Consider the following 26,040-nt stretch of genomic DNA (forward strand, 5'->3'; position numbering starts at 1 on the left):
GGCGCAGAGAGGACACCCACTGCGCATCCGTCACAGCGCCTGCGCACGAAATGCGCATGAGACTCCATCCGAAGGGATGATCCCCATGACCTTCCGGACCCCCCTCGTCGTCGCCACCTCGGCCGGTGTCTGTGCCTTGGCTCTCGGAACAGCCGCTCCCGCCCTGGCGGCTCCCGTCGCCGCGCAGGAACAGGCCATGCTGTCCGTCTTCCACGGCATTCCCGGCATGACCGTCGACGTGTACGCCAACGGCGACGAACTGCTCAGCAACTTCAAGCCCGGCACGGTGACCGACCCGCAAACCCTCGACGCCGGGACCTACAGCGTCCAGATCTTCAAGGCGGGCCAGGGCCCCGACGGCACACCCGCCCTGGAGAAGAAGATCGAGGTCCCCGAGGGCGCGAACGCCACGATCGCGGCCCACCTCTCCGCCGACGGCACGCCTCAGCTGACGGCCTTCACCAACGACGTCTCACGGGTGGACGCCGGCAAGGCGCGACTGACGGTGCGTCATGTCGCCGCCGCACCCGCCGTGGACGTACGGGCGAGCGGACAGCCGGTCTTCACCGGCCTGACCAACCCGAACCAGGACACCGCCCAAGTCGACGCCGGCACGGTCAACGCCGATGTCGTGCTCGCCGGCTCCGACACCGTGGCCATCGGACCGGCCGACCTGAAGCTGAAGGAAGGCACCAGCAACGTCGTCTATGCCTGGGGCAGTGCCGAGGACAAGAACCTTGCGCTGAAGACCCAGACCTTCAGCGGCATGGAGTCGGCTCCCCACGCCGTGCGGGCCGGCGGCAGCGGTGCGGCCGTCACTTCGAACTCATCCGACCAGTGGCTGGCCTGGGCCGCCGCGGCCGGAGTGATCACGGTGACGGGCGTCCTGGTGGGCCGCCGGATCGCAGGCCGACGTGGGTGACACCGCACGACGGCTGGCCGGACCGACCGTGACGGCTGCCGCTCTGGCAGCCGTTCTCGGCTTGGCGAGTTCGCTGTCGACTCCGGTCTCGCACCCGTCCGACTTCGGCCCCGGACTCGCAGCCCCGGATGCTGGTGACCCGCCTGAGAGGAGTGGGCCGCGGGGCGCGAGCGTGCAGGCTGCGCCCCCGGAGCGTGTTCTGGTGCGCGACGTGGGCCTCGACGCGCGGATCGATCCGGTGGGCGTGACAGAAGAAGGCGCGATGAGCGTTCCGGAGGACCCGGCCGTGGCCGGCTGGTACCGCTACGGCCCGGAACCGGGCACCACCCAGGGTTCGGCCGTGCTGGTCGGACACGTGGACAGTGACACCGGTGCCCTGGGCGAGTTCGCCGCTCTGTACGAGGTGGAGCGCGGCGACCGGGTCGAGGTCCACAGGGCAGGGGCGGAGCCGTCGGCCTATCGCGTCGTCTCGCGCGCCACGGTACCGAAGGACGAGTTGTCGTCCTCCGCCTTCCGCCGGACAGGCCAACCCGTCCTCACACTGATCACCTGCGCCCCACCGTTCGTCCCCGAGCGGGGAGGCTATCTGGCCAACCTCGTCGTCACGGCGAGACCGGAGCGGCCCTGACCCCACCTGCTCGGACCTCAACGGAGACCGCACGACAGGAGGGTGCAGTGGTCCACGTCGATCCCGCGCACCTGGTGGAACTGGCGCTGGGGAACGCCGCGATCGGTGACGACGACGCCGGCGCTCTGCAGCACATCGCCAGGTGCGTTCGCTGCCGGGAGGAACTGACGCTCATGACCCGCCTGGTCGGCGCCGCACGCAACGCGGAGCCGGCGGACATGCCCACCGCGCCACCGGAGCACGTCTGGGAACGCATCCACGATCAGCTCGTCCCACAGGCCGAGACCTCCTCACACTCCAGGGGAGAAGACGTTCGGCAGGATCACGCGGCGCCGATCGCCAGAGTACGACTCCTCCAGGCCGCGCACGCGAGCAGGCGCAGGCGCCATCTCGTACTGACGCTGCTCGCAGGCATGGTCGTCGTGTGGTGGTCGAGACACGGTCGCTCACGCCCTACGTCCGAGCGTCGACGAGCTGTGACCGGCTGACAGGTCGGCGCGTCTGCGCCGGGCCGAAGCCGCTTCTATGAGCTGTTCGGGGAACCGGCGGTGCGGTGCTGGCGCGCCGCGGCCGGTCGGCACGTGGGTGGGCCGCAGGATGAATATCCGCACGGGCGGGGCGGCGGGCCCGATTCCCCGGTGGCTGCGCAGCCCGCGAGTTCTGCGCAGCCTGCGGGTCCGTCCGTCCGGCTGCGCAGTTCTTCCGGCTGCGCAGCCACACAGCGCCCGTGCCCCGTGTGCGCAGCTCAACGAAGGAGAGACACCATGGCCACCGGCACGGTGAAGTGGTTCAACGCGGAAAAGGGCTTCGGCTTCATCGAGCAGGACGAAGGCGGGCCGGATGTGTTCGTCCACTACTCGGCCATCGCCGGCGGTGGCTACCGGGAACTCAGCGAGGGCCAGAAGGTTCGCTTCGACATCACCCAAGGTCCCAAGGGTCCCCAGGCTGAGAACGTCACCCCTGCGTGAGCGGGCAGGGCGCCTCCGACCACACGATGTCGGGCAGGGACCCGGCTGAGGCCTCATCAAGCATCAGGGCCGGGGCGCTGATCCGCCCAGAGCAGAGAGTCCGTGTCGCGTTCGACGGCCGGAACCACCAGGGAGGCGATGCCAGCCGGCCGCCTCCTCGATCATCGGCAGACGCCACACGGAGGGCGCGCGCATCAGCTTGATCGGCCCGGCTGATGCCGCCGTCCGGCGAGAGACCGACCAGCTGATCGCCTCCGTCACTGCCCCGACGAACTGGCCGGCGGGCTGTCGGTGGAGGGCTGGACCGCGGTCGAGCAGGCCAACCCCGCCGAGGCCCGCCGCGGATACGCCGACGACTGGCTGCGGTTCACCGCGAGGTGCGCGAGCACCGGCGTCCAGCCCTGCCCGCGCCCCGCGACGGCCTCGCTGCTACCCGGCTGCCGGAACGGCCGACCTGGGCAGTGCTTCTGACCGCTGCTCCTGCGTGGCGTTGGCCGTCCTTGTCCGGGACCGCCAACGCCCACGCGGCAGGATCTGCGCGTAACCCAGCTGTCCGACGGTCTGCATCGCCGCCGACAGCGACCGGGACGACGCTGCTGCACACGTCGCTGTCCGCCCCGGGAGAGGTCGCGGCGCACCGGCGCCGAGGCTGCGGGGTCAGACGCCGAACTCCGAGGGCGACACACCAAGTGCGGTGCAGGCCTCGCGGATCGCGTACTGCTCGGACGGCTCGAAGACCCCGTCGGCACCGGCGATGACCATGCCGGTCTGGATGACCGCCCGGGCCTCCGCGGGCTTCTTGGCGGCCTTGGCGATCACCTGCAGGGCCTCACTCTTGCCCAGCTCGAAGTTGCCGACGAGGCGGTCCACATGCTGGTTGAACAGCTTACGGAGCTGGTCGGCCGGGAAGTTCTGCAGGACCTCGTTGGTGACGATCAGCTCCTCGACGCGCTGTCGCTCGGCCGGCTCCACCTGTCCGTCGGCCGCGGCGACCAGCGCGCACATGGCCATGCTGGCATCCCGGTAGGCACCGCTCTTCAGCTCGGTCTTGACCGATGCGAGCTGGGACTTGAACAGCCCGATCAATTGGGCCTTGGAACCGCCGGAGGACGAGCCCGACCGGCCGGGTCCCGGCATGCCGTGTCCAGGACCGCTCGCTCCCCGATTGCCCTGGGACTGCTGGAAGGTTTTGGCCTGGTCCTTGATCTTGTCCCACATCGCCACTCGTGCCACCTCGGCTTCTGTTGCTGCTGCGAATCTGTCTTGATCCTCGGCCGCGACTGCTCGCGGCCACCAGCTTGAACGCGTCCGGGAGCCATGGGGTTCCCGAAAGGCAAAGACAGGGCAAAGTGTCTCATGACTACGGCGTCGACAGCCGGTTGGCTGGGCGGAGTCGTGCCGTGTGGCCCGGCTCCAGGTGTCATCGGTCGCTGAGCCCTGCGGGCCACCCGGTGGTCCCTCCACGCGGTGCATCGTTCGGTTGCGGAAGGCCGGCTGGTTCGCGGGCGATCGGCACGTGTCAAGGTCGGTGCGGGCAGGACGCCGGATATCCCGTTGCCGTCTGCATCGGGACCGCTGACCATGTGGCATCCAGGAAGGTGAGGATGACATCGATGGGCCGGATGATTGCCTCTTCGTATGGGGGGTTTCTCGATCAATGGGACGCGACGTCATACTCAACGAACTCGCCCAGGGTCTGCGCCCGATGCCTCAAGGCATCGAGTGGTTCGACGGTCTCGGCCCGGCGGAACAGGCCGAGGTGCTGCTCTTCCTGCGCCATCACTGCGTCCAGGCTCGCCCTGTCGACGAGGACGGACCGGAGAGCATCCGCCGTGCCGGACTGAGCCCGACGCACACCCCTGCGGTACTGATCACCCGCGGCCGGATCGACCAACAACTGGGGAAGATCGCCGGCCTCGCCCCAGCCGACGAGCGCCGCAAGGCGTTCCGCTTGCTGATCGCGGTTCTCGCGATCGCGGATGCACGGCGCCGCGAGCGCTTCTGCTCCGGCGGATGCGGTCACTGGTGGCGCAGACTGCCCGCCGTTGATCCCGCCGCCCCCTGAATCCGATCGGACGGGACTTGCACAGCCTTTCCTCGGCGGGCTGCAACAGAGCACCCGGTGCAGCCACACCGACTTGGTCGTGTCCGGGCGTCCAAGCTGTCGGTGGCTGACGCAGCGTGAGATTGCGGGAGTCAGTTTCGGGTTCATACGATTCCCGAACTGTCATGGCGGCACATCGACGCTCCCAACGACGTCGTCCAGGTCGGACTGAAGGAACATCAGTCGACGGGCGGCCAAGAGGCAGCCGAGGCCGGGGCCTGCGGTCCATCAGATGGCCCTCGGAGGCATAGAGCTCGGCGTGCAGGCGCTGGGCACCAATTCTCCTGCCCGAGGCATGACGGAGACCGCGGTCGCCGGCGGCGTGCAGCGGCAGGGGGCGGTGCACGCGACGTCAGCGCTGCGAGCCGGCCAGTCGTGGCGCGGTCACGCAGGACCTGGTCGACATGCGGAGACCCATTTGCTGACTTCGCCCGTCTCACGGCGGGGCCGCAGGCGCACACGTGACACCGGCCCTACCCGTTGAGACGCATACCGATCGAGAGGAACGCCTGCACGAGGGGAACCTGGGGGACCGCGGGGGAGACGACCTGGGAGGCGAAGTGGACGACGACCAGGTCGAGGGCGGGTGAGATGAACAGGCGCTGACCGTGGATACCGCTGGCCATGAAGGATCCGTAGGGGTCGTTCAGGATCCACCACAGATCGTGGTACGAGAGGGTGGCGGGCGAGCCGACCGGCGCCGCCGGGAAGCGGACGCGGCGCGGGTAGCCGTCCGGAACACCGTCGACGACGGCGGTCACCGCTTCCGGCACGATCTGGCGATCGCCGACGGCGCCGCCACGGCGGATCAGTTCGCCCAGACGCGCCACGTCGCGCGCCGTGGCACTGAAGCCGCCGCAGGCCGCCTCGACGCCGTCCGCGTCGACGAGGTAGTACGCGTCCTCCTCGGCGCCGATCCGGGACCAGATCATCTCGGACATCAGTGCCGAGGTGCTGACGCCGGTGACCCGTCGCAGGACCTCGGCGAGTGCCTCGACGTTGCCGTTCTCGTAGCGGAACTCGGTGCCCGGCTCACCCGTCGCCCGCGCGGTGGCGAGGTGTTCGCGGATGGTGGCCGGCCCCGAGTAGCCGTAAGGACGCAGCCGCGGAGCGATGACGGCGAAATAGCGCTGCGCCTCCAGGACCTTGTCGTACGGGCGTCCCGCGTAGCTCATCTGCGTGCCCATGTGCAGGAGGTGGTCGACCTGGGCGTCTCCGAAGGCGGTGCCGGCGAGTTCCGGAACGTATTTGGCCACCTGGGCGCCGCGGTCGAGGTGTCCTTCGTGGGCGAGGGTCGCGGCCAGGAGGCCGAGATAGGACTTGGCGGCGGAGGCGTTGAAGTGCGGGACGTGGGGCTCGTAGCCGTGCAGGTACTGCTCGTGGACGAGCCTGCCCTTGTGCAGGACGAGCAGGGCGTCCGTCTCGGCCTCGGCGAGCAGCTCCGAGAGCGTGAGTGTGCGTCCGTACGGGCCGGCGAAGCTCAGGCCGTCGAGGGCGCCGGGCGGTGCCGCGGGCAGGTCACCGGGCCGCCCCGGACCCCGCCAGACGCGGCGGCTCGGCATGATCTCCCGGCCCGCCGTCGTGTGCCGTCGCGCCCAGGCCGAGTCCGTGAAACCTCGGGCCCAGACGAGGTCGGCCAGTGAGTCCGTGCCGGTCACGTGTCGCTCCGCTCGCTAGGGAAAGCCCGCCTTGGGAATCGTTACCGTACACATTGTTCAGTAACTCCGGAAGAGGTGGGCCTCAGCGAGGGGAGTTGGCGCTCGACGCTCGCCCCGTGGTGAGGTCGGCGGCTCCGGGCCCAGGTGCGACCGTGGACGTGAAGGGCCCCGCAGGTGGGCAAGGGGTCTGCTCGGTCCTGCAGTCCATGTCGTTCTGGTTCTCGGGATCCTCGGCTCCGCGCCGAGTTGTTCCGCCCGGTCGCGGAAGGCCGCCTTGATGTGCGTGCTTGTCGCGGTGGCGCGCGAAGTGCCAGTTCGACCATGGCCTGGCGGAGGGTGGCGCGCCCTCGCCGGAAGCGGCGGTCTCCGGGCTTCACGCCCACCTCGATTCCTTCTCGTCCGCACCGTTGACCTGACCTGGACGCCGCACATACGTTGCCCGACAACAAGGTTGCTATTGAACAGACTGTTCGGAAAACTCCGGAGGCGGCGATGAATCTCGGGCGTTACGTGCGCCGGACATCCGAGCACCACCCCGATGCCGAGGAGGTGGCCTGCGGCCGGATCCGGTCGACGTATCCGGCACTCGACGACCACAGCGACCGACCGGCGGCCGCGCTCACGGAAGCGTGCTTCCGCAAGACGCCCGCCTGACCAGCGGCCCCGGAAGACCGTCCGAGGCGGTGTCTCAGGCCCGCTGCCCTCCGTGTCCCCGGCTCCCCGCGCCCCGGACCGCCCCATGCCCCGCCCCCGGCGCCCCGAGGGTGACCGCACGGCGAGGCACCGCGACGGCATGCGCACCCGGCCGAGGACACGCCCACTGAGCACTCACCGCAGGCCGCCCACTTCCCGCGGCCCCACCACGTCCACGTTCGCCCTTGCTCCACCCGTATCCGCAGGAGTCACCCAATGGCACCCCAACCCTCCGCGCCCCCCGTCAGCCGTTCCGGGGACCGGGCGGCCGGCCGTCCGAACGACCGCCGCCGCGCCTGGCTGGTGACGGCCATGATCGTCACGTTCATGGTCATCAACTTCGCCGACAAGTCGGTCCTCGGCCTCGCCGCCGTTCCGATCATGGATGAGCTGCACATCAGCAACAGCACCTACGGGCTGATCTCCAGCTCCTTCTACCTGTTGTTCAGCCTCTCCGGACTGGTCGTCGGATTCTTCTCCTCCCGTATGTCCAGCAGGAGCATGCTCTTCCTCATGGCGCTGCTGTGGGCGGTCGCCCAGCTGCCCGTGCTGGTCGTGGCGGCGGTCCCGACCCTGATCGCGGGCCGCGTCCTGCTGGGCGCCGCGGAAGGGCCGGCGGCCTCGATGTCCATGCACGCGCTGTACAAGTGGTTCCCGCCCGAGCGGCGCGGACTGCCCTCGGCCTTGCAGATCAGCGGCGCCGCCATCGGCACGCTCGTCTCCGCGCCCGTACTCACCTGGCTCATCACGGATTTCGGATGGCGATCGGCGTACGCCTCCCTCGCCGCCATCAGCCTGCTCTGGGCGCTGGTGTGGTGGCGGACGGGCCACGACGGCCCCTACGACGAGACACGCCCCGCGCGGGGTGACAGCCCACGGCTCGCGAAGCAACAGCCGTATCGCCGACTGCTGCTGACCGGAACCGTGCTGGGCAGCATCGCCAGCGCCTTCGGAGCCGCCTGGGCGCTCGCCCTGGCCCACGCCTGGCTGCCCGCCTACCTCAGGACCGAGCTCGACATGAGCCCCAACGCGGTCGCGACCACCATCAGCGCCATCTCCGCCCTCAGCCTCGTTCTGCTCTTGACCGTCTCTCCGCTCATGGACGCACTCAAGTCCCGTGGAGTGTCCAGCCGCTGGTCCAGCGGTGCCGCGCAGGGAAGCGCGGTGTGCGTCGCGGGCTGCGCCATGGCCGCGTTCCCCTTCACCGACGGCCCCGTCATCCGGCTGTTGCTGATCGGCGTGGCCTTCGGCACTGTCGCCGTCGCGATCCCCTTGCACTACGTGACCGCCGCCGAGGTCGTTCCCGCGGCGCAGCGCGGTGCCGTCTTCGGCGTCGTCGCCGCGACCGGCACTCTCCCGGGCCTGATCGCCCCCTTCGTCACCGGCCATCTCATCGACGCGGCGGACACCGCGTCCTCCGGTTACGCGACCGCGTTCCTCATCGCATCCGCGGTGATGCTGCTGTCAGGCGTGTCGGCTGTCACCGCCATACGGCCGGAACAGGACGCGCGACGGATCGGCCTGCACGACGGACAGACCTCGTCCCCGCACTGACGGGCGAGGGCGTGCCGCAACCGGGGCCGCGACGGCGGGGATGCCGCGGCCTGCGCTGTACCACCGGCCGACGTCACCGCCGTGGCTCTTCCCCGGCCTTCACAGTTCCGCCCCGCGACCGACCACGAGAAGGGTACGCAAGGATGAATCCGATGAACCGGCGCGGCTTCGTAGCCGCCGCGGTGGGCGCCGCGACGACGACCGTGCCGCTGAACCCCCAGACGTCCGAGGCGTCCTCCGGCCCCGGGCGTCCCGGAACGCCGTCGCCGACGCACACCGAGAGCCTCCCCTACGACGACCGGACCGACTTCGCCGACGCCGACCGTGGCTTCATCGCCGCGTACACCGGCGGACCGATCACCACACCGTCCGGCAGAATCGCCTGGGACACCGACGCCCACCGCTTCCTCGCCGACGCGGACGAGGCCCCGCCCACGACCGTCGACCCAAGCCTTTGGCGGCAGGCCAGGCTCCTGTCCCGCCAAGGGCTCTACGAGGTCACGACCCGGATCTACCAGATCCGTGGACTCGACCTGTCCAACATGACCATCGTCGAAGGCGACACAGGCATCATCGTCATCGACCCCCTGACCTCCGCCGAGACGGCGGCCGCGGCCCTCCGGCTCTACCGCGACCACCGCGGGAACCGCCCGGTCAAGGCAATGATCTACACCCACCCTCACGTCGACCACTTCGGCGGCTGCCGGGGTGTCCTGCCCGACGGCACCGACGGCATACCCGTCCTCGCGCCGCAGGGCTTCATGGAGCACGCGGTCAGCGAGAACGTCTACGCCGGTCCTGCCATGTCCCGCCGCGCAGGCTACATGTACGGCACCAAACTGCCCACCGACGCCGCCGGCCACGTCGGCTGCGGCCTCGGCCTCGCGGTCTCCACCGGCACCGTCGGCCTGATACCCCCCACCCGGTACATCCAGGCCACCGGACAGGAGGTCACCCTCGACGGGGTCAGAATCCGTTTCCAGTTGACTCCGGGCACGGAGTGCCAGGAGGAGATGAACTTCCTCTTCCCCGACCTGCGGGCGGTGTGCATGGCGGAGAACGCCACCCACACGATGCACAACATCCTGACTCTGCGCGGCGCCCAGGTACGCGACGCGCACGCATGGGCGCGATACCTGACGGAGTCCATCGGCCTCTGCACGGGCGTGGCCGATGTGGCGTTCGCGTCCCACCACTGGCCCACGTGGGGCAACGACCGGATCATCGCCCTGCTCACGCAGCAGCGGGACCTCTACGGCTATCTCCATGACCAGACCGTCCGCCTGATCAACAAGGGCCTGAACGGCACCGAGATCGCGGAAAGCCTCCAACTCCCGCCGCAGCTGGAGCGGGTGTGGGCCAACCGTGGCTACTACGGCTCCCTCAGCCACAACGTCAAGGCCGTGTACCAGCGCTACATGGGCTGGTTCGACGCCAACCCCGCGCATCTGTGGGCGCATCCTCCGGCCGAGGAGGCACGCCGGTGGGTCGAGTCCCTCGGCGGACAGGCCGCTGTGCGGGCACGCGCCCGGCACTACAGCAACCAGGGCGACCTGCGCTTCGCCGTGACCCTCCTCAACCACGCCGTCTTCAACGACCCGGCCGACACCAGGGCGAAGCACCAACTCGCGGGGCTCTACGTCCGCCTCGGACGGACCACCGAGAACGCGGTGTGGCGCAATTTCTACCTCACCGGCGCCCAAGAGCTCATCAACGGTGCCGAGCCGGCCCCCAAGGCCACCATGGGACCCGACCTGTACCAGGCCCTGACGGTCGGACAGCTCATCGACGGCCTGGCCGTGCGCGTCAACGGCCCCGGCGCCTGGTCGCTGCGCGTCGCCATCGACTGGCACATCGGCGACACCTACTGGCACCTCCGCCTCGCCAACGGCCTGCTCACCTGGACCACCGACGCAGGCCCCGGCCCCGACGCGGAGCTGACCATGACGATGACCAGAGCCCAGCTGCTCGCACTGCTCGCCGGCAGGAGCACCGACGGCATCACCATGGCAGGTGACGCCTCGCAGCTGACCCGGCTGATGTCAGCGCTGGACACCCCGGACGCCAACTTCCCCATCGTCACTCCCTGAGCCTCGACCCTGCCGTGGAAGCCGAGGCTCCTCGAGAGCGCTCGAGGGAGGACGGTGCCGGGGGCCGAGCGCGGTTCCGGCGGAGACGGCGCCGACCGCGTTCCCCAAGGGCAGCCCGGCGATCCGGATCCGGGAGAAGCGTCGGTGCGTGCGTTGCGCCGTCCTACGGGGCGATCCCCACACCGTCGATCCGGCTCCAGGACGTTTCCTGGGCGTGTGTCATGGCCGGCCACGACAACGCTCCTGGCCGGGGCTGGACACGGGAGGCGTACGGAAGGGGGCGGAAGTCGGCGTCGTAGAAGCATCCGGTGCCGTAGGTGCGATCGAAGCCGGCGCACGATGATGCGATGGACTGCGGCGTGGGCTTCTTCCCCGTGCGTACCCAGGCAGCCAGCGCAGCCATGGAGTTGGCGTACTCAGCCTTGCTCAGCTCACTGTGCTCGCTCTCCGTGGTGAAGGTCTGCACGAGATTCTTCTCGCGATGCGCGCCCTCAAGACTCGCCCGGTATCCAGCCTCATGTTCGACGAATGCGGTGGGGTCGTCGATGGCGTGCATGGTCAGCACAGGGATCGATACCCGCCCGGTGAGGTCGCTGTCAAAGGACAGATCGCGCTGGGCGGCGGGATCGGCGGAGAAGCGTTCGACACCTGCGTTCAGTGCCTTGTCGTCGTGTGCACCGGAGTATGACACGCCGTCGTTGCTGAAGGGATTCCGGTCGCCGAGCCGACGGTGGACGATGTCGCGGAAGGTGAACACGGAGAAGCGCAGGTGCGATTCCAGCGTCCGTTCCGGGATGCGCGTGACTGCGAGGATGTCGTCAAGGTTGCGTTGCTGCAGTGGGGTGCGCTCCTGCGGTGCCGAGGCGTATCCCGTGCACTCCTGCAGGCGGGCTCGCAGACCTGCGGTTGTCAGGGTCGACGTGGGGCGCAGTCCCTGCCACAGCGGGTACTGAGGTTCGCTGGGGCGGGGAAGATTCCGGCAGTAGTACTGATAGACCACCCGAAGGTCGACGCGGTGGTCGTAGCCGCGGGAGCCACCGGCCAGAACACCGTTGGTGAGCAGAGCGCCGTCGTAGGAGCCGTGCTTCTTGCCGTACGTCTCCACGACCTTGGCGGCCACGTTCCCGCCCCAGGACTGGCCGTGTACGTAGGTGCGGTCAGGTTCGCCGAATTCGTTCACGAAAAGCCGCCGCAGATTCTCCGTGTCGGCAGCCGCCATCCGGGTTCCGTAACCACCACGTCGATACGACGAGCCCGCCCAGGCGTATCCCTCGTCCACCATCACCGACCAGCGGTCCAGGTCGCCGATGCTCCGCTCCGGATCTGATCCTTCACCCAAGTCGGGGCCGCCGTGAGCGTGGACGATCAGCGAGCCGTTCCACTGCTTGGGCACGGCGATCGCGTAGAAGGCTCCGTTTGTGTCCTGCCCGGTGTAGCACGTGGCCTTGTCCCCCACGTTCGAGGGGCACACGGTCGTTGTGGGATGCGGACCGGCGGCTTGGGCCGGGCCGATACCGCTCAACGACCCGGCGACGATGCCCGCGACAGCGGCGGCCAGTGTCACGCCACGTGCTGTGCGGGACCGGGTGCGTGGAGGGGAAGACGTGTTCCGGCCTCGACTGTTCACAGCGACGCTCCCGAACTCAGTGGCGCCTCATCGCGCCGAGCGATGCGATGCTAGGAATGCACCGATAGGCGCGCCATGGATCACTCAGTTCTGTTCATACTGTGCCTGCGCCTCCTCCGGGCCATCACCGACAGCGGCAGCTGGGCGCGGGCCGGCCAACGGGTTCAGCGGGTCAGCGCGGAGCCGGCGAGCATGACGAGCGCCCCTGTCGGATCGATGCCCCTCGCCCGGCAGACGATGACGAGGACCGCGCCGCCGACGACCATGATCACCGGATAGGCGACACGGAACCTCCGCAGCGCAGCAGCTACGCCGTTGAAGACCGACACGGCGGTCTCACGGAGTTCGCCATCGAGCGCGGCACCACTCAGGACACCCGGGCGTACGTCACCGCCGCCCAAGTGCTGGGCCGCTGCAGCCGAGTCGGCCGTCGGGTGAGCTCGGTGCCATGCTTCGCGGCTGTCACGGGATCGCGCGCCGCGTCGCTGCCGTCCGGCTCTGGCACTGGCGGCGGTGGACGGGTGATTCGACGAGGTCGGCGGTTGCCAAAGTGATGGCAGCAGGCGGCGGTTGCGGGGAAGATGGGTGCCATGACGGACGAAGGCTCCTCCATCGACTCCACCAAGCCCAGTATCGCGCGCGTCTACGACTATCTGCTCGGCGGCAAGGACAACTACGCCGTGGACCGGCAGATCGGCGACGTGTTCAAACGCGACCTTCCTGGTTCGGTGGCGATCGCCTTCGCCAACCGCGCAGCGCTGACCCGTGCGGTCGAGGTGATCGCGACGACCACGGGCATACGGCAGTTCATCGATCTGGGGAGTGGCCTCCCGACCGCCGACAACGTCCATCAGGTCGCGCAACGGCACGCTCCGGACTCACGTGTCGTCTACGTCGACATCGACCCCCAAGTGCTGGTCCACGGCCGCGCGCTTCTTGAGGAGAACGACCGGACCCGGGTCGTCCCGGTGGACGTACGTGACCCCGAAGGCATCCGTACCCACCCGGAGACCCGGGAACTGATCGACTTCGATCACCCCGTCGCCGTCATGTTCAGCGCCATCCTCCACCACGTCAACGACGACGAAGACCCCGCCGGAATCGTCCGCTACTGGCGCGACCACGTTCCCTCCGGGAGCTACTTCTTCGTCAGCCACTTCCGTTCCGGCAACAACCCGGAGACGGCGGAGGCCGAGAGAGTCCTCCAGGAGACTTTCGGCCGCGGCCGCTGGCGCACCGACGAGGAGATCGAGGCCCTGCTGCACGGTCTGGACATCCTCGAGCCGGGGATCGTGCCCGCGTCCCTGTGGCGTCCCGACGTGGCCGACAGCCGGTGGAGCAGCAGCGAACGGCGGGAACTCACCGTCTGGGAGCGTCTCATCGCCGCCGGGCTGGCCCGCAAGGCCTAGGTATGGCCTGGCCGGGGGATCCGTGCGTGGTACTGGCAGCACCTGCGCAGGCGGCCGAGCCCGCTCAGGCTTCCGTGTCGGCGGCTGCGGTGCAGGCGGTCGGTGGCGGCACCCTCGCGTCGTCCCGGTGTTGCGTTGCGAACGGTCGTGCGCATGAATCAGCTCGGTGTTCCGGACAAGCCACGGGTGGGCTCCGCCTGCGCTCGGCGGAGCCCACCCGTGGCCCAAACTCGTCATCTCCTGCCTGTCAGCTCGCAGCGCGGCTGCCGGCAAGGGTGAGGGCCACGTCGACGATCATGTCCTCCTGGCCGCCGACCAAGCCCCGTCGGCCGCACTCCAGCAGAATGGCGCGGACGTCGACGCCGTAGCGGTCGGAGGCGATCTCCGCGTGCCGCAGGAAGGAGGAATAGACGCCTGCGTAGCCCAGGGTGAGGGTTTCGCGGTCCACGCGGACCGGGCGGTCCTGGAGCGGACGGACCAGGTCGTCGGCGGCGTCCTGCAGCCGGAACAGGTCGCAGCCGTGCTCGATGCCCGAGAGGTTCGCCACCGCGATGAACGCTTCCAGAGGGCAGTTGCCCGCGCCCGCGCCGTGGCCGGCCAGGGAGGCGTCGACGCGGCGCACCCCGTTCTCCACGGCGACGATGCTGTTGGCCACCGACAGGGAGAGGTTCTCGTGGGCGTGGATGCCGATCTCCGTGGCGTCGTCAAGGACGTCCCGATAGGCCCGGACCCGGTCGGCCACGTCCTTCATGGTGAGCCGGCCGCCGGAGTCGGTGACGTACACGCAGTGCGCGCCGTAGGACTCCATCAGGCGGGCTTGTTCGGCCAGTTGGGCCGGTTCGGCGCGGTGGGAGAGCATCAGGAAGCCGGACACGTCCATGCCCAGGTCACGGGCCGCGGCGATGTGCTGCGCGGAGATGTCCGCCTCGGTGCAGTGGGTGGCCACCCGGACCGAGCGCACCCCCAGAGCGTAGGCGGTCTTCAGGTCCTGGATGGTGCCGACGCCGGGCAGCAGCAAGGTGGTCAGCCGCGCCCGCTCCAGCTCCGAGGCCGCCGCCTCGATCCACGCCCAGTCGGTGTGGGAGCCGGGCCCGTAGTTGAGCGAGCCGCCCGCCAGGCCGTCGCCGTGGGCGACCTCGACGGCGTCGACGCCGGCGGCGTCCAGGGCTCGTACGATCCGTCGCACGTCCGCGGGGGTGATCCGGTGCCGGACGGCGTGCATGCCGTCCCGCAAGGTCACGTCCTGGACGAAGATGCCGCTCCTCATGCCGTCACCTCGCAGGCACCGGCCGCACGGGCCGCGATCCGCTCGGCCACCCCGAGGGCGGCCGAGGTCATGATGTCGAGATTGCCCGCATAGGCCGGGAGGTAGTGGGCCGCGCCCTCGACCTCCAGGAACACGGACACCTGATGGGTCGGCCGGCCGGTGGCTCCCTCGGCGAGCAGGGTCGCGACCGGCTGGTCCCCGGGGACGGGGGTGATCTGCACCCGCTGCTTGAGCCGGTAGCCGGGGACGTAGGCCGCGACCTCGGCCACCATCGCGGTGACGCTCTCCTCGATGGCGGCGTGCTGCGCCGTGTCGGGCGCCTCCACCAGGCACAGCACCGTGTCCCGCATGATCAGCGGCGGCTCGGCCGGGTTCAGGACGATGATCGCCTTGCCGCGGTCCGCGCCGCCCACCTCGACCAGCGCGCGGGACGTCGTCTCGGTGAACTCGTCGATGTTGGCGCGGGTGCCGGGGCCGGCCGACCTCGAGGCGATCGAGGCGACGATCTCCGCGTAGCGCACCGGGACCGTCCGGGAGATCGCGGCGACCACCGGGATGGTGGCCTGCCCGCCGCAGGTGACCATGTTGACGTTCGGAGCGTCCAGGTGCTGCTCCATGTTGACCGCCGGGACGACATAGGGGCCGATCGCCGCCGGGGTCAGGTCGATCAGGCGCTTGCCCAGCGGTGTCAGCTTTGCCGCGTTGGCCCGGTGGGCTCCCGCCGAGGTGGCGTCGAAGACGATGCCGATCTCGTCGAAGAAGGGGAGACCGATCAGCCCGTCCACCCCCTCGTGCGTGGTGGCCACGTTCAGGCGCTTGGCGCGCGCCAGTCCGTCGGACGCCGGGTCGATGCCGACCAGCGCGCCCATCTCCAGGTTCCGGGACGTGCGCAACACTTTGATCATGAGGTCGGTGCCGATGTTGCCCGAGCCGATGATCGCGACCTTGGTGCGTGGCGCACCGTCCGTACGCGTCGTCATACCGTTCCTTCCCCGATCGCGGTGCTGACCGTACCGAGGCCGCCGATCACCGCGGTGACCTGCGCGCCCGGTGCGAGCGGGCTCATCGGGCCGAGCGCGCCGGAGAGCACCACATGGCCGGCCCGCAGCGGATCCCCCAGGTCACGTGCCGTGCGGGCCAGCCAGAGCAGTGCGGCGAGCGGGTCGCCCAGGCAGTCCGCGCCGGTGCCCTTCGACACGGTCCGGCCGTCGACGGACATCTCCATGACGGCCGTCCGCGGTTCGAACTCGTCGAGGCCACGGCGCTCCCGGCCGAGCACGAAGGCGCCCGCGGAGGCGTTGTCGGCGACCGTGTCGGAAAGCGTGATGTCCCAGCCCGCGACCCGGCTGCCACAGATCTCCAGAGCGGCCACGGCGTGATCGACCGCGGCCCGCACCCGGGCCGGGTCCAGCGGACCCTCTGCCAGGTCCGCGCCCAGTACGAACGCGATCTCGGCCTCGATCCGGGGCTGGAGCACGGACGCGTACGGCACGGTGTCGCCGTCCGTGTGGCCCATGTCGTCCAGCAGGACGCCGAAGTCCGGCTGGTCCACGCCGAGTTGCTGCTGCACCGCGGGCGAGGTCAGCCCGATCTTGTGGCCCACGACGCGTGCGCCGCGCGCCAGGCGTGCCGCCGTGACCCGTTGCTGCACGGCGTACGCGGCACCGATGTCGGAGGTGCCGATCAGATCCCGCACCGGCGCGCACGGAACACGGGTGGCGGCGGCCTCCAGGAGCCGGGCGGCCGCCTCCGGGACGCCCTGTGGCGTCTGCCTGGTGTCAGTCATCGCTGCTGTTCCCCCGGACGAAGTCGATGACCAGCCGGTTGAACTCCTCGGCGTGCTCGATCATCGCCCAGTGTCCGCAGCGGTTGAGCAGGACCAGCCGGGAGTCGGGGATGTTCGCCAGCAGGAACAGAGAGCTCTCGAACGAGACCACCCGGTCGTCGCGGCCGTGGATCAGCAGCGTCGGCACCGCGATGTCGCGCAGCCGGGACGGGTCGACCCAGCGCGGCAGCGGCGCCCCGTGCGGCAGCCCCGCCACGTAGTTGGCCAGGTGCTCGGGGCGGGCGAGCGCCGCCTGCGAACGGGCCTCGCACAGCTCAGGCGTCGCGAAGCGCGCCTTGTCGTAGCACATGATCTCGACCAGTCGACGCATGTTTTCCGCGCTCGGGTCCTGGTAGGCCTCGATGAGGACCTTCAGCCCCTCGGACGGCCCGTCGCCGGCCCCGAACAGGCTCGGCATGCGGCCCACCGGCGGTCCCATGGTCACCAGGTGGCTGATCCGTCCGGGGTGCTCGGTGGCCAGCCGCAGGGAGGTCTGGCCGCCCATCGAGTTCCCCACGAACGCGGCCCGGGAGATGCCCAGCGCGTCCAGGAACTGGATCGCGGCGTCGACGTGGTCGAGCCGGTCGACCGTGGCCGGGTCGGACTCGCCCCAGCCGGGCATGTCGACGGCGTACACATGGAAGTGTTCGGCGAGCGCCTCTATGTTGCCGCTGAAGTTGCTCCAGCCGGTCGCCCCCGGGCCGCTGCCGTGCAGCAGCACCAGCGGATGGCCGGAACCGGCCTCGTAGTAGCGCAGCGACCAGTCGCGCGTCCTGACGGTACGTGCGGACTTCTCCTTGTCGAGTGCCATCAGCGCTCTCCTCCTTCGGTGTGCAGCGGGGACGGTGCGGCGGCCAGCAGGTCGGCCACCGCGCCCGGCGGGCGGTGGCCCCAGCTGTGCAGCCGGTCGAGGGTGCGCACCTGCCAGGTGGCGTCGTCGATGACGAGTCCGCCCCAGCCGTACTCGACGGAGAAGCCGGAGGGGGTGAAGACGTAGAAGCTGAACATCTGGTCGTTGGGGTGCATCCCCAGCGTCATCTCGAACGGCTGCTTGGCGTCCATGCAGCGGTCGTAGGCCAGGCCGACGTCCCGGATGTCGGTGACCTCGACCATGAAGTGGTGGGTGCGCTTGGGGGAGGGCATGTCGCCGAACGCGACACTGTGGTGGCGACCGTTGCAGTGCAGGAAGATCAGGTCCGCGACGACACCGGGGGCCAGCTCCTCGACGATGATGTCACTGATCCGGAAGCCGAGCAGGTCGCGGTAGAAGCCGAGGTACTCCTCACGGCTCACCCCGTGGGCCAGCAGCACCTGGTGTCCCGCGCCGCCGGCCCCGGTGACGAACTCGCCGAGCAGCGACGCGGAGGCGAACGGGGTGGCGGCGTCGGCCAGGCCGGTGACCAGTTCGACGCGGTTGCCCATGGGGTCGGTGGTGGCGAAGAGCCGCTCGACCCGGCGGTCCGCGGCGAGGGCCGGGTCGCTCTCCTCGACCTGCAGGCCGGCGGCCCGCAATCGCTCGACCAGGGCGTCGAGTTCGTCGTCGCTCTCGACCTCGTACCCGCTGGCGACCAGGTCGTCGGCCGGTCCCCGGGTGACGATCCAGCGGTGCGCCTTCTCGTCCAGGCGCAGGGTGAAGCCGTCCTCGCCGCGCTCGCCGAGCTGCATGCCGAGCAGCTCGACCCCGAAGCGCTCCCAGTCGGCGAGATCGCCGACCTCGTAGACGACGTACGCGAGTTCCTTGACTCCGCTCATGGAAATCTCTCCTTCTTCGGCAGATGGGTGGGTGGTCGGTCAGGCGGGGACGGCGAGGCCGCTGGTGTCGGCGGCGGCCACGAAGCGGTCGGGGCGCACGGCCACCGCGCGCACCCCGTAGCGGCGCAGCCAGGGGCCGAGCACGCCGTCCAGGTCGACGAGTTCGTCGGGCCCGTGCGTGTAGGCGTTCTGCGGGCGGACGGCGCAGTAGCGGGCGCCCAGCGCGTCCCACTGCCGGCGCTCCTCCCCGGTCAGCAGCGTCGAGGGATCGACGTCGTCGCCGAGCAGCACGAAGGTGTCGCCGAGCAGTTCGTCCAGGCGCACCATCCGGCCGACGGTGTCGCCGACCACCGGCTGCGGCACCATCCGGCCGACGATGCTGGCGTCGCCGAGCGGGCCGCGCAGCCAGCCGCCCTCCAGGACCGGAGGCGCGATCAGCGGCGGCTCGAACGGGGTGACGAGGCCCTCGGGCGGCGGCGCGGACAGGGCCGCCGCTTCCTCGTCGGAGATCTTCTGCTCGATCACCCGGCCGAGCTGCACCGCGAGCCCGGTGTAGAACGCCGCGTTCGGCCGGCGCTCGGCCTCGTACGTGTCGAGCCAGGACTCGGGCAGCCGTCCGGCCAGCACCCGGCCCAGCTTCCAGCCCAGGTTGTGCGCGTCGCGCATGCCGGTCTGCATTCCGGCGCCCGCCCACGGCGGCATCAGGTGCGCCGCGTCGCCGGCCAGGAAGACCCGGCCGGAGCGCCAGGTGTGCGCCATCCGTACGTGGTGCCGGTAGAAGGCGTGCTGGTGGATCTCGACGTCGTCCTCGCTCACGCCGAGCGCCTCGAGCAGGCGCCACACCTCGGTGCCGGTGGGGAAGTCGGCCTCGGTCTCGTCCGGCTTGAGCGGGATCTCCCAGCGGTGGTTGCCGGCCGACAGTGCGATGTCGACGACCGGTCGCTCCTTGTCCGTCCAGAAGGTGAGGAAGTCGCGGTCGGGCCACCAGCGCTTGACCCGGCAGTCGATGACCACCCAGGTGACCTCGTTGGTGTCGCCGAGCAGCTGGATGCCCAGCCGCTGCCGGGTCCTGCTGCTGCCGCCGTCCGCGGCGATCGCGTACCGGGTCCGGTACCGGTGGACCTGGCCGGTGGCCGTGTCGGTCGTGGTGACCGTGACCCCGGAGTCGTCCTGCTCGATCTCGGTCACCTCGGCGCCGTAGCGCACCGAGATCAGGTCGCCCTGGTCCTGTGCACAGGACCGCAGCTCGCTCTCCATGACCGGCTGGTAGATGTTGTAGAAGCGGGCCCTGGCCCCGAGCGCCGACGGCGGATGCTCGATGCGCATCACCTCGTGCCCGTCGTACGTCACCCAGCGCAGGGCACGCTGCGGGTCGATCACCTTCTCGATGCGCTCGCCGATGCCCAGGCTCTGGAAGATCCGCATGGTCCAGTCGTTGACCGTGACCGCCCGGGCCCGGGGGTAGATCTCTCTGTCCCGTTCGAAGGCGATCACTCGCGCGCCCTGCTGGGCGAGCGTCAGGGCACCGACGACGCCCGTAGGGCCGTAGCCGATGACGGCGACGTCCGCGTCGAAGTTCTGGGGCATGGCGGCCTCCTTGCCGTTCGTCCCATGTTTTAGACCGGTCGTTCGGTCCAATAGTGGCGACTGTCACACGGCTGAAAAAGGCCGGTCAAGAGGGTGCGTCACGGATTCCGCACAGCAGAATCAGCACCCACTCCGGCGCCGGGGGCCTGATCTTCCGGCGCATGAGCGCAGGTATGCTGCAGCGCGTGGAACCCAGGCGCGACAACACCGGAAACCGCAGGGGGCGGCGCTCCCGGGAGGAGATCCTGGAGGTCGCGTCACGCCTCATGGCCGAACGCGGATACGCGGCGACCACTCTCTCGGCGCTCAGCAAGGAGACGGGGCTGCCCAAGAGCGCGGTCTACCACCACTTCCGCTCCAAGGGCGGGCTGCTCTCCGCGGTGATGGAACACGGTGCCTACGCGTTCTTCCAGCACATGGCGCGGGCGCAGGAGCACCCCCCGCACGAGGGGAGCGCACGGGAGCGGCTGGGCTGGTACCTCCGGCGCACCGGGGAGGTCTTCCTCGCCAACCCGGACTTCCTGCGGCTCCACCTGATCCTGGTGATGAACGCCGAGGCGGCGGAGGAAGCCGAGGCCGCCGAGGTCGACCGGATCATCGAACAGGTGCGGCGGGACGGCCGCGCGCACATGAACCGCATGATCGCCGACTCGTTCGCCGAGTACGGCCCCAAGGCCGCGCAGACCGTGGCCGACCGGCTGGACTACTTCGCCATCGCCGGTTTCGACGGGGCTTTCGTCGCCTGGCAGGCCGACCCTTCCCGCTCGATGGCCGAGGCGATGGACCTGCTCACCGACGCGGTCGCGACCCTCGGTGAGTCCATCGCCGCCGGCCTGCGCTCCTGACGGCGGGCCGGCATGCCCGGCTTCGGGGTGCATGGGACGCCACACGGCGGGGCCGGACCCAGTGACCGACACGTGAACGCGTCGCCCTTGAAGGGGCCCGCCGGATCGAGCCAGCCGGGGGACGTCCATGGGGGTGAAACACTCGCCGCTGTCGGAGGGCCGGCCCACTCTGGTCGTCGCCGGTTTTGTCAAGCCCCGGGTTCAAGTGACGTGACGCGTTGTTTCTGTTGGGGCTTACTTGAGTCATGGGTTGGCGGAGAGCAGCCGGCCCGCCCGCTTCGTGCGGTACCCCGCCCCTTTTGCTGGAGGAGAATTCCCATGCCCCGCGCCTTTCGGATGCAGCGTCTCGTGACGGCTACCGCTTCGACCGCTCTGGTGGCAGGAGGTGTGCTGATGCCGACCGGTGCGTTCGCTGCCCCGGCGGCGCCGCAGGCCGGCGCGGTGACCGCGACTGCGGGGGACCACGGTGACCACAGGAAATACAACAAAAACAAGCACAAGAAACATAACGACTACAGCAAGTACGGCAAGCAAAAGCACAAGCGCTACGGCGGCAACGACGGCTCCCCTGTCACCATCATCATCATCGGGAACAACAACACGGTCAACGGCAACGGGACCGGTAATGGAAGCGGCAATGTGCTGACCTGATTTCCACAGACGGTGTCGATTTCATGTCCTGGCCGGGCGGCAATGCCCGGCCAGGCCGTCGTGTGTCCGCCAGGAATCTGCGGGAGTGGGTTGTCGTACGCAGCCTGGCACCGTGCACGGCCTGGTCTGTGCAGGCGGGTGGTCGGCTGAGCGCATCGGGACGTGCGGTGGGTGGGTGCCGGTGGCGATGCGTCGGCCTGCGCGGTACGCGCTGTCTGGTCGCCGTCGAGCAGCATCAGCGGGCCCTGGGCCGACGGCCCCAGCGGCTGTGCTGGAAGGACGTGCCGGCGCTGGACCGCTCGACCCCTCGGGGCCACGGCGGCGTGAGGATGGGCCGGACCGTACGCTTCGTGGGGAGAACCGCGTCGCCCGTTCGTGGGCACGGAACGAGAGGGGCCGCATGTCCGGTGACGCGGGGCCGCACCCGTCCGGGACCGCCGAAGCCGAGCGGCGGTTCGTCGAGCACCGCCGACTGCTGCACGCCGTGGCCTACCGAGTGCTGGGCAGCGTCACCGACGCCGAGGACGTGGTGCAGGACGCCTGGCTGCGCTGGAGCCGTCAGGACATGGCCGATGTCGCGGACGCCGAGGGCTACCTCGTACGCACGACCATCCGGCTGGCGATCGACCGGCTGCGCAGCGCGCACGTGCGACGCGAGGCATACGTGGGCCCCTGGCTGCCCGAGCCGCTGCTGACCGGCCCGGACGTCGCCGACAACGTGCTGCTCGCCGACTCGGTCTCGACCGCGATGCTCGTAGTCCTGGAGAGCCTGTCCCCGGTCGAGCGCGCGGTGTTCGTGCTCGACGAGGTCTTCGGCTACAGCCACGCCGAGACCGCGCGCTGCGTCGGGCGCAGCGAAGTGGCGGTACGCCAGATCGCGCACCGTGCGAAGAAGGCCGTGGAGGCGCGCCGCCGTCGCTACGACACCGACCAGGTCACCCGGCTGCGCGCCACCGAACGCTTCCTCGCTGCCTGCGCCGGCGGCGACCTGCGGGCCCTGATGGAGGTGCTGGCGCCCGACGTGACGATGGTGAGCGACGGCGGCGGCTTCACCGGCGCGCCCCGCAAGCCGATCCACGGCGCCGAGCACGTGGCCCGCGCGGTCACCGTCCTCTTCCGGCGCAGGCCCCACGACTCGACCGCGCGGGTGGTTGCGGTCAACGGTGGCCCCGGGATCGTCGTCCTCGCCGGAAGCACGCCGATCCTGGCGGGCGTCCTGCACCTGGTGGACGGGGCGGTCGACACCATCCACATGGTCAGCAACCCTCAGAAGCTGACAGGCGTCATGATGTGACGCAGGCCATGCGGGACCGCGTCACGATTCGGCGCGCTGTCTCGTCCGTGAGGCGAACCACTGGCACCCCTCACGGAAACGGAGACACCCCGTGTTCGCTCTCTACCTCACGGTCACTCTGATCGCGGCGTTCCTGTGCGGCTGGGCCGGCGTGCTCGGTCTCATCGGCCACGAGATCCCGAAGAGCCAGGCGGCGAAGCTGGGCGTGCCCGGGTCCTGGACACCCGTGATGGGCATGCTGCTTGCGGCGGGCACGCTGGGTCTGCTGTCGGGGATCGCCGTGCCGCTGCTGGGTACGCTCGCTGCCACCTGCTTGGTGCTGTACTTCGTCGGCGCCTTCTACGCCCACGTGCGGGTGCGCGACCACGATTTCACCCTCTGGTCCGTGTTCTTCGTGGCTGTGGTTGCGGCCCTGGCCGTCAACCTCGCCCACTACGGCCTGGGCGGCGCCTGGGAGCTGTGAGACCACGGGTGCAGGGACGGGGGAGGTGCGAAGGTCGAGGCCCTTCACAAGGCGGTGCACACGCGACGCGGGCAGGCGGACGTTTCCGCCTTCGGGACAACGAGCAGGCTCTCGCACGTACCTGGACGCGCTCCCCACAATCGCCCACAGCCGTGCCAGCACCACCCCGACTCTCACCCCGCCTATGGGCGGCTTCCTGGGCGACGCGATCGACATCAACCAGTCCGTCAGTCGGATGCCGGCGCTCAGGAAGCCGGGCTCGTGGCGCCTGCGCCGTCTCTGTTGTCAGCGGCGGCTGCGATGCTGGCGGCATGTCACCTTGGAACCTGCTCGATCTCGACAAGGCCCTGCGCGCCGGCTGGGCCGCCGACACCTGTTCGCCCGATGACCGGGCCGACTGGCAGCCCGGCAACCCGGCCTGGGGGCACTGTGACGTCACGGCCTTGATCGTGAACGACGTCTTCGGCGGTGATCTCGTAGTGGGCGAGGTGCACCATGACGGGACCCAGCGTGGCTTCCACTGGTGGAACCGGCTGCCCAGCGGTGTCGAACTCGACCTGACTCGCGAGCAGTTCCAGCACGGACAGACCATCACGGCCGCCCGAGTCGTGGAGCGCCCGCCCGGCCCGCTACCCCGCCGCTGGGAGGAGTACCTCCTCCTGCGTGAGCGTGTCATCAAGTACCTCGGTCCGCTTCCGGAACCGGTCTGAGGAGGCCGGGATCAGCCGGTCCACGACGTGGCCTTGGTGCAGAGCTGGTCGACGGCGGCGGTGGCCGGCGCCTTGGGCGTGATCGAATCGAATCGGTACTGGACAGTGGACATCAGGGCGTCGTCCTTGGCCCGGCCCGTCTTGTCGCGGACGCAGCCGGATTCAAGCAGCCGCGGACGCGGGCTGGAACGCGTACGACCACCTTGCCGTGATCGCCCGCTTCGCCCATGTCCCAGCAGGCCCAGTCGGTGCAGGACCTGTTCGATCATGCCCTGCTGGGATGGATGCGGGACGCCGAGGCGACCGACGGCGAAACGTGGACCGCGTTCTCTGAGCGCGCCGCGGCCGAGCCGACCGCCTCGCTCGGCCGGGGGCGCGACGCGGCCGTCGTCACCTCGGGTGGCCTGCCTACTGCCTTGTGCAGCGCACTGCTCTCACTGCCCCGTGAGGGCGTCGTCTCCCTCAACCGCGTGACCGTCGACGCCTCCGTCACCGCCCTTGCGGCCGGCGCGTCCGGGACCACTCCGCTGACCTTCGACGACCACGCCCATCTCGTCGGCGACAGGTCCCATATGCGCACCTACCGCTGACGTCCCCACAGACCGGACTGGTGCCGACGGCCTAGACCGCTGTCTGCGTGGTCGCCGTCTGCGCCATCGCCCGGGAGGCGTTGAACAGCGCGTGGACGGCGGCCCGGACCTGGGCGGCGACGACTTCGGGGGTGGAGGTGTCGAGCTTGCCGTCGAGGTGCAGGAACGCCAAGCCGTGGACGAGGGCCCACACCGTGGTGGACAGGGCGTCCGCGTCCACGCCGGGGAAGGTGGACTGGACGATGCCGCGGACGTACTCCGAGATGGCGGCGGTCGCGGCGACCCGTTCCTCGCTGGTCGGATCGCAGGGCTCGGCGAACATGGCCCTGAACAGTGCCGGGTGTTCCAGGGCGAACTGGACGTAGGCGACGGCGACCGCGGCGAGTTCGTCGGGGGTCGAGGGTGCGGGATGGGCCTGGGCCAGGTGCCCGGCGAGTTCTCGGTAGCCTTCGGCGGCCACCGCGGAAACGAGCGCGTCGCGGTCGGCGTAGTGGCGGTAGGGGGCCGTGGCCGACACCCCGGCGCGCCGGGCGACTGCGCGCAGCGAGAGGCCCGCGCTGCCGTCCTCTTCGAGGAGTTCGCGCGCGGCGCGCAGGCAGGCGGCGCGCAGGTCGCCGTGGTGATACGTGTCCTGAGGCATGGGTCGCATTCCCTTGAAATTTACAGTGCTCACATTACCTCTCCAATGTGAACGCCGCATACATCCTAAGCGATCGAAAGGGAAGAGGGAAACCGCGGAGGACGAGCGAGCTGTTCGCGCCACTACTGCTTCGCTCCGGGCAGGTGCTGAAGAACCGGATCGCGAAGGCGGCCATGGAGGAGAACATGGCCGGTGACGGCCGGCTCCCCGACGAGCGGATGTTCACGCTGTACCGACGCTGGGCCGCCGGCGCCGGGCTGCTCGACATCGTCCGCGCAGTCCGGGCCGTCGTGTCGCCGGCCTTCGCGGTCGCGGTCAAGCTCAACTCCGCCGACTTCCAGCGCGGCGGATTCGACGCCGACGACGATCGCGATACTTGAACCCCCTCGGCGTCGACCTGGTCGAACTGTCCGGCGGCAGTTACGAAAGCCCGGCGATGACCGGCCGTTCCGCCGACGCCCGCACCCGGGCCCGCGAGGCCTACTTCCTGGACCTGGCCAAGGACCTGGTCCAGACCAGCCCGCTGCCACTGATGCTCACCGGAGGCATCACCCAACGCGTCACTGCCGAAAGGGTCCTCGACAGTGGTGTGGCGGTCGTCGGCATGGGCACCGCCCTCGCCGTCACCCCCGACCTGCCCGACCGCTGGAAGAACTACCGCGAGGCCGACTGGCCGATGGAACCGGTGACGTGGACCGACAGGGCTCTCGCGTCCGCCAGTATGGCGCGGGTGCGCCACCTGGCACGCCGCATCGCCCGCGGA

General features: G+C 69.9%; 27 protein-coding genes. 16 read left to right on the plus strand and 11 right to left on the minus strand.

The genetic code is table 11. The features are described from left to right. Window positions 1-85: 85 nt before the first annotated feature. The 4 genes from IE260_RS24075 to IE260_RS24090 all read left to right on the plus strand — a co-directional run bounded on the left by IE260_RS24075 (window position 86) and on the right by IE260_RS24090 (window position 2,518). Window positions 86-922: a DUF4397 domain-containing protein gene (locus tag IE260_RS24075; RefSeq protein ID WP_189875237.1), complete on the plus strand. Its 837-nt coding sequence runs from the start codon at window positions 86-88 to the stop codon at window positions 920-922. A gap of 244 nt (window positions 923-1,166) precedes the next feature. After that, the gene (locus IE260_RS24080) at window positions 1,167-1,550 is read left to right on the plus strand and encodes a class F sortase (protein ID WP_373303398.1); all 384 of its coding nucleotides are present in this window, start codon (window positions 1,167-1,169) and stop codon (window positions 1,548-1,550) included. Window positions 1,551-1,597: 47 nt separating this feature from the next. Further along, the gene (locus IE260_RS24085; protein ID WP_189875242.1) at window positions 1,598-2,038 is read left to right on the plus strand and encodes a hypothetical protein; all 441 of its coding nucleotides are present in this window, start codon (window positions 1,598-1,600) and stop codon (window positions 2,036-2,038) included. A 276-nt stretch (window positions 2,039-2,314) separates the two neighbouring features. Further along, window positions 2,315-2,518: a cold-shock protein gene (locus IE260_RS24090; protein WP_189875244.1), complete on the plus strand. Its 204-nt coding sequence runs from the start codon at window positions 2,315-2,317 to the stop codon at window positions 2,516-2,518. Window positions 2,519-3,175: 657 nt separating this feature from the next. Here IE260_RS24090 and IE260_RS24095 read toward each other — a convergent pair. After that, complete coding sequence (locus tag IE260_RS24095) at window positions 3,176-3,742, minus strand: tellurite resistance TerB family protein (protein ID WP_189875395.1); 567 nt, start codon at window positions 3,740-3,742, stop codon at window positions 3,176-3,178. A gap of 433 nt (window positions 3,743-4,175) precedes the next feature. Here IE260_RS24095 and IE260_RS24100 point away from each other — a divergent pair, with 433 nt between their 5' ends. Beyond that, window positions 4,176-4,583, plus strand: a complete 408-nt coding sequence (locus IE260_RS24100; RefSeq protein WP_189875246.1) for a DUF5958 family protein — start codon at window positions 4,176-4,178, stop codon at window positions 4,581-4,583. 512 nt (window positions 4,584-5,095) lie between these two features. Here the strand turns inward: IE260_RS24100 and IE260_RS24105 are convergent. Then, window positions 5,096-6,280: a serine hydrolase domain-containing protein gene (locus IE260_RS24105; protein WP_189875248.1), complete on the minus strand. Its 1,185-nt coding sequence runs from the start codon at window positions 6,278-6,280 to the stop codon at window positions 5,096-5,098. 492 nt (window positions 6,281-6,772) lie between these two features. Between IE260_RS24105 and IE260_RS24110 the strand changes: the two genes are divergently transcribed. The 3 genes from IE260_RS24110 (at window position 6,773) to IE260_RS24120 (ending at window position 10,617) form a co-directional block, all read left to right on the plus strand. After that, on the plus strand, window positions 6,773-6,934 hold the full coding sequence (locus IE260_RS24110) for a hypothetical protein (protein WP_189875407.1): 162 nt from the start codon (window positions 6,773-6,775) through the stop codon (window positions 6,932-6,934). Between the two features lie 255 nt (window positions 6,935-7,189). Beyond that, window positions 7,190-8,527, plus strand: a complete 1,338-nt coding sequence (locus IE260_RS24115; protein ID WP_189875250.1) for an MFS transporter — start codon at window positions 7,190-7,192, stop codon at window positions 8,525-8,527. A 143-nt stretch (window positions 8,528-8,670) separates the two neighbouring features. Next, window positions 8,671-10,617, plus strand: coding sequence for an alkyl/aryl-sulfatase (locus IE260_RS24120; protein ID WP_189875252.1), 1,947 nt, complete (start codon window positions 8,671-8,673; stop codon window positions 10,615-10,617). Window positions 10,618-10,780: 163 nt separating this feature from the next. On the opposite strand, the gene IE260_RS24125 is transcribed toward IE260_RS24120, so the two are convergent. Next, on the minus strand, window positions 10,781-12,181 hold the full coding sequence (locus tag IE260_RS24125) for a hypothetical protein (RefSeq protein WP_189875255.1): 1,401 nt from the start codon (window positions 12,179-12,181) through the stop codon (window positions 10,781-10,783). A 227-nt stretch (window positions 12,182-12,408) separates the two neighbouring features. Continuing rightward, a complete protein-coding gene (locus IE260_RS24130) occupies window positions 12,409-12,573 on the minus strand; it encodes a hypothetical protein (RefSeq protein WP_189875256.1) in 165 nt (54 codons plus the stop codon). Between the two features lie 261 nt (window positions 12,574-12,834). Between IE260_RS24130 and IE260_RS24135 the strand changes: the two genes are divergently transcribed. Next, complete coding sequence (locus IE260_RS24135) at window positions 12,835-13,653, plus strand: SAM-dependent methyltransferase (protein WP_189875258.1); 819 nt, start codon at window positions 12,835-12,837, stop codon at window positions 13,651-13,653. Between the two features lie 247 nt (window positions 13,654-13,900). Here the strand turns inward: IE260_RS24135 and dmpG are convergent, their stop codons facing one another. Genes dmpG through IE260_RS24165 form a run of 6 tightly spaced genes read right to left on the minus strand, consistent with a single transcriptional unit; the run spans window position 13,901 to window position 20,084 of the window. Continuing rightward, entirely contained in the window at window positions 13,901-14,920 is a 1,020-nt protein-coding gene (gene dmpG, locus IE260_RS24140; protein WP_189875260.1) for a 4-hydroxy-2-oxovalerate aldolase, read from the minus strand. Further along, a complete protein-coding gene (locus IE260_RS24145; RefSeq protein WP_189875262.1) occupies window positions 14,917-15,900 on the minus strand; it encodes an acetaldehyde dehydrogenase (acetylating) in 984 nt (327 codons plus the stop codon). Before IE260_RS24145 ends, dmpG begins: the two co-directional genes overlap by 4 nt. Beyond that, window positions 15,897-16,706, minus strand: coding sequence for a 2-keto-4-pentenoate hydratase (locus tag IE260_RS24150; protein ID WP_189875264.1), 810 nt, complete (start codon window positions 16,704-16,706; stop codon window positions 15,897-15,899). Before IE260_RS24150 ends, IE260_RS24145 begins: the two co-directional genes overlap by 4 nt. Further along, window positions 16,699-17,556, minus strand: coding sequence for an alpha/beta fold hydrolase (locus tag IE260_RS24155; protein WP_189875266.1), 858 nt, complete (start codon window positions 17,554-17,556; stop codon window positions 16,699-16,701). Before IE260_RS24155 ends, IE260_RS24150 begins: the two co-directional genes overlap by 8 nt. Continuing rightward, complete coding sequence (locus IE260_RS24160; protein WP_189875268.1) at window positions 17,556-18,497, minus strand: VOC family protein; 942 nt, start codon at window positions 18,495-18,497, stop codon at window positions 17,556-17,558. The genes IE260_RS24155 and IE260_RS24160 overlap by 1 nt, the downstream gene beginning before the upstream one ends. Before the next feature lie 39 nt (window positions 18,498-18,536). Then, the gene (locus tag IE260_RS24165; protein ID WP_189875270.1) at window positions 18,537-20,084 is read right to left on the minus strand and encodes a bifunctional 3-(3-hydroxy-phenyl)propionate/3-hydroxycinnamic acid hydroxylase; all 1,548 of its coding nucleotides are present in this window, start codon (window positions 20,082-20,084) and stop codon (window positions 18,537-18,539) included. A 161-nt stretch (window positions 20,085-20,245) separates the two neighbouring features. Here IE260_RS24165 and IE260_RS24170 point away from each other — a divergent pair, with 161 nt between their 5' ends. The 6 genes from IE260_RS24170 to IE260_RS24195 all read left to right on the plus strand — a co-directional run bounded on the left by IE260_RS24170 (window position 20,246) and on the right by IE260_RS24195 (window position 24,637). Further along, entirely contained in the window at window positions 20,246-20,929 is a 684-nt protein-coding gene (locus tag IE260_RS24170; protein WP_229881161.1) for a TetR/AcrR family transcriptional regulator, read from the plus strand. A 318-nt stretch (window positions 20,930-21,247) separates the two neighbouring features. Next, complete coding sequence (locus IE260_RS24175) at window positions 21,248-21,580, plus strand: hypothetical protein (protein ID WP_189875272.1); 333 nt, start codon at window positions 21,248-21,250, stop codon at window positions 21,578-21,580. A gap of 400 nt (window positions 21,581-21,980) precedes the next feature. Further along, complete coding sequence (sigJ, locus tag IE260_RS24180) at window positions 21,981-22,874, plus strand: RNA polymerase sigma factor SigJ (protein ID WP_189875274.1); 894 nt, start codon at window positions 21,981-21,983, stop codon at window positions 22,872-22,874. Window positions 22,875-22,965: 91 nt separating this feature from the next. After that, window positions 22,966-23,337 carry a DoxX family protein gene (locus IE260_RS24185; RefSeq protein ID WP_189875276.1) on the plus strand — a complete coding sequence of 124 codons (372 nt, stop codon included), beginning with the start codon at window positions 22,966-22,968 and terminating at the stop codon, window positions 23,335-23,337. A gap of 311 nt (window positions 23,338-23,648) precedes the next feature. Beyond that, entirely contained in the window at window positions 23,649-24,047 is a 399-nt protein-coding gene (locus IE260_RS24190) for a YunG family protein (protein WP_189875278.1), read from the plus strand. Window positions 24,048-24,274: 227 nt separating this feature from the next. Further along, window positions 24,275-24,637, plus strand: a complete 363-nt coding sequence (locus tag IE260_RS24195; RefSeq protein ID WP_189875280.1) for a histidine phosphatase family protein — start codon at window positions 24,275-24,277, stop codon at window positions 24,635-24,637. Between the two features lie 31 nt (window positions 24,638-24,668). Here IE260_RS24195 and IE260_RS24200 read toward each other — a convergent pair whose 3' ends face one another. Beyond that, window positions 24,669-25,277: a TetR/AcrR family transcriptional regulator gene (locus IE260_RS24200; protein ID WP_189875282.1), complete on the minus strand. Its 609-nt coding sequence runs from the start codon at window positions 25,275-25,277 to the stop codon at window positions 24,669-24,671. A 143-nt stretch (window positions 25,278-25,420) separates the two neighbouring features. Between IE260_RS24200 and IE260_RS41855 the strand changes: the two genes are divergently transcribed. After that, window positions 25,421-25,657: a hypothetical protein gene (locus tag IE260_RS41855; RefSeq protein WP_229881163.1), complete on the plus strand. Its 237-nt coding sequence runs from the start codon at window positions 25,421-25,423 to the stop codon at window positions 25,655-25,657. Window positions 25,658-26,040: the final 383 nt, after the last annotated feature.

The sequence above is a fragment of the Streptomyces viridiviolaceus genome, from assembly GCF_014650995.1.
Classification (GTDB): domain Bacteria; phylum Actinomycetota; class Actinomycetes; order Streptomycetales; family Streptomycetaceae; genus Streptomyces; species Streptomyces viridiviolaceus.

Excerpts from the sequence above, each read along its gene's own strand:
- IE260_RS24075 (WP_189875237.1), top strand. The coding sequence starts at position 86 with ATGACCTTCCGGACCCCCCTCGTCGTCGCCACCTCGGCCGGTGTCTGT.
- IE260_RS24090 (WP_189875244.1), top strand. The coding sequence starts at position 2,315 with ATGGCCACCGGCACGGTGAAGTGGTTCAACGCGGAAAAGGGCTTCGGC.
- IE260_RS24100 (WP_189875246.1), top strand. The coding sequence starts at position 4,176 with ATGGGACGCGACGTCATACTCAACGAACTCGCCCAGGGTCTGCGCCCG.
- IE260_RS24110 (WP_189875407.1), top strand. The coding sequence starts at position 6,773 with ATGAATCTCGGGCGTTACGTGCGCCGGACATCCGAGCACCACCCCGAT.
- IE260_RS24115 (WP_189875250.1), top strand. The coding sequence starts at position 7,190 with ATGGCACCCCAACCCTCCGCGCCCCCCGTCAGCCGTTCCGGGGACCGG.
- IE260_RS24120 (WP_189875252.1), top strand. The coding sequence starts at position 8,671 with ATGAATCCGATGAACCGGCGCGGCTTCGTAGCCGCCGCGGTGGGCGCC.
- IE260_RS24135 (WP_189875258.1), top strand. The coding sequence starts at position 12,835 with ATGACGGACGAAGGCTCCTCCATCGACTCCACCAAGCCCAGTATCGCG.
- dmpG (WP_189875260.1), bottom strand. The coding sequence starts at position 14,920 with ATGAGGAGCGGCATCTTCGTCCAGGACGTGACCTTGCGGGACGGCATG.
- IE260_RS24145 (WP_189875262.1), bottom strand. The coding sequence starts at position 15,900 with ATGACGACGCGTACGGACGGTGCGCCACGCACCAAGGTCGCGATCATC.
- IE260_RS24150 (WP_189875264.1), bottom strand. The coding sequence starts at position 16,706 with ATGACTGACACCAGGCAGACGCCACAGGGCGTCCCGGAGGCGGCCGCC.
- IE260_RS24155 (WP_189875266.1), bottom strand. The coding sequence starts at position 17,556 with ATGGCACTCGACAAGGAGAAGTCCGCACGTACCGTCAGGACGCGCGAC.
- IE260_RS24160 (WP_189875268.1), bottom strand. The coding sequence starts at position 18,497 with ATGAGCGGAGTCAAGGAACTCGCGTACGTCGTCTACGAGGTCGGCGAT.
- IE260_RS24165 (WP_189875270.1), bottom strand. The coding sequence starts at position 20,084 with ATGCCCCAGAACTTCGACGCGGACGTCGCCGTCATCGGCTACGGCCCT.
- IE260_RS24170 (WP_229881161.1), top strand. The coding sequence starts at position 20,246 with ATGAGCGCAGGTATGCTGCAGCGCGTGGAACCCAGGCGCGACAACACC.
- IE260_RS24175 (WP_189875272.1), top strand. The coding sequence starts at position 21,248 with ATGCCCCGCGCCTTTCGGATGCAGCGTCTCGTGACGGCTACCGCTTCG.
- sigJ (WP_189875274.1), top strand. The coding sequence starts at position 21,981 with ATGTCCGGTGACGCGGGGCCGCACCCGTCCGGGACCGCCGAAGCCGAG.
- IE260_RS24190 (WP_189875278.1), top strand. The coding sequence starts at position 23,649 with ATGTCACCTTGGAACCTGCTCGATCTCGACAAGGCCCTGCGCGCCGGC.
- IE260_RS24195 (WP_189875280.1), top strand. The coding sequence starts at position 24,275 with ATGTCCCAGCAGGCCCAGTCGGTGCAGGACCTGTTCGATCATGCCCTG.
- IE260_RS24200 (WP_189875282.1), bottom strand. The coding sequence starts at position 25,277 with ATGCCTCAGGACACGTATCACCACGGCGACCTGCGCGCCGCCTGCCTG.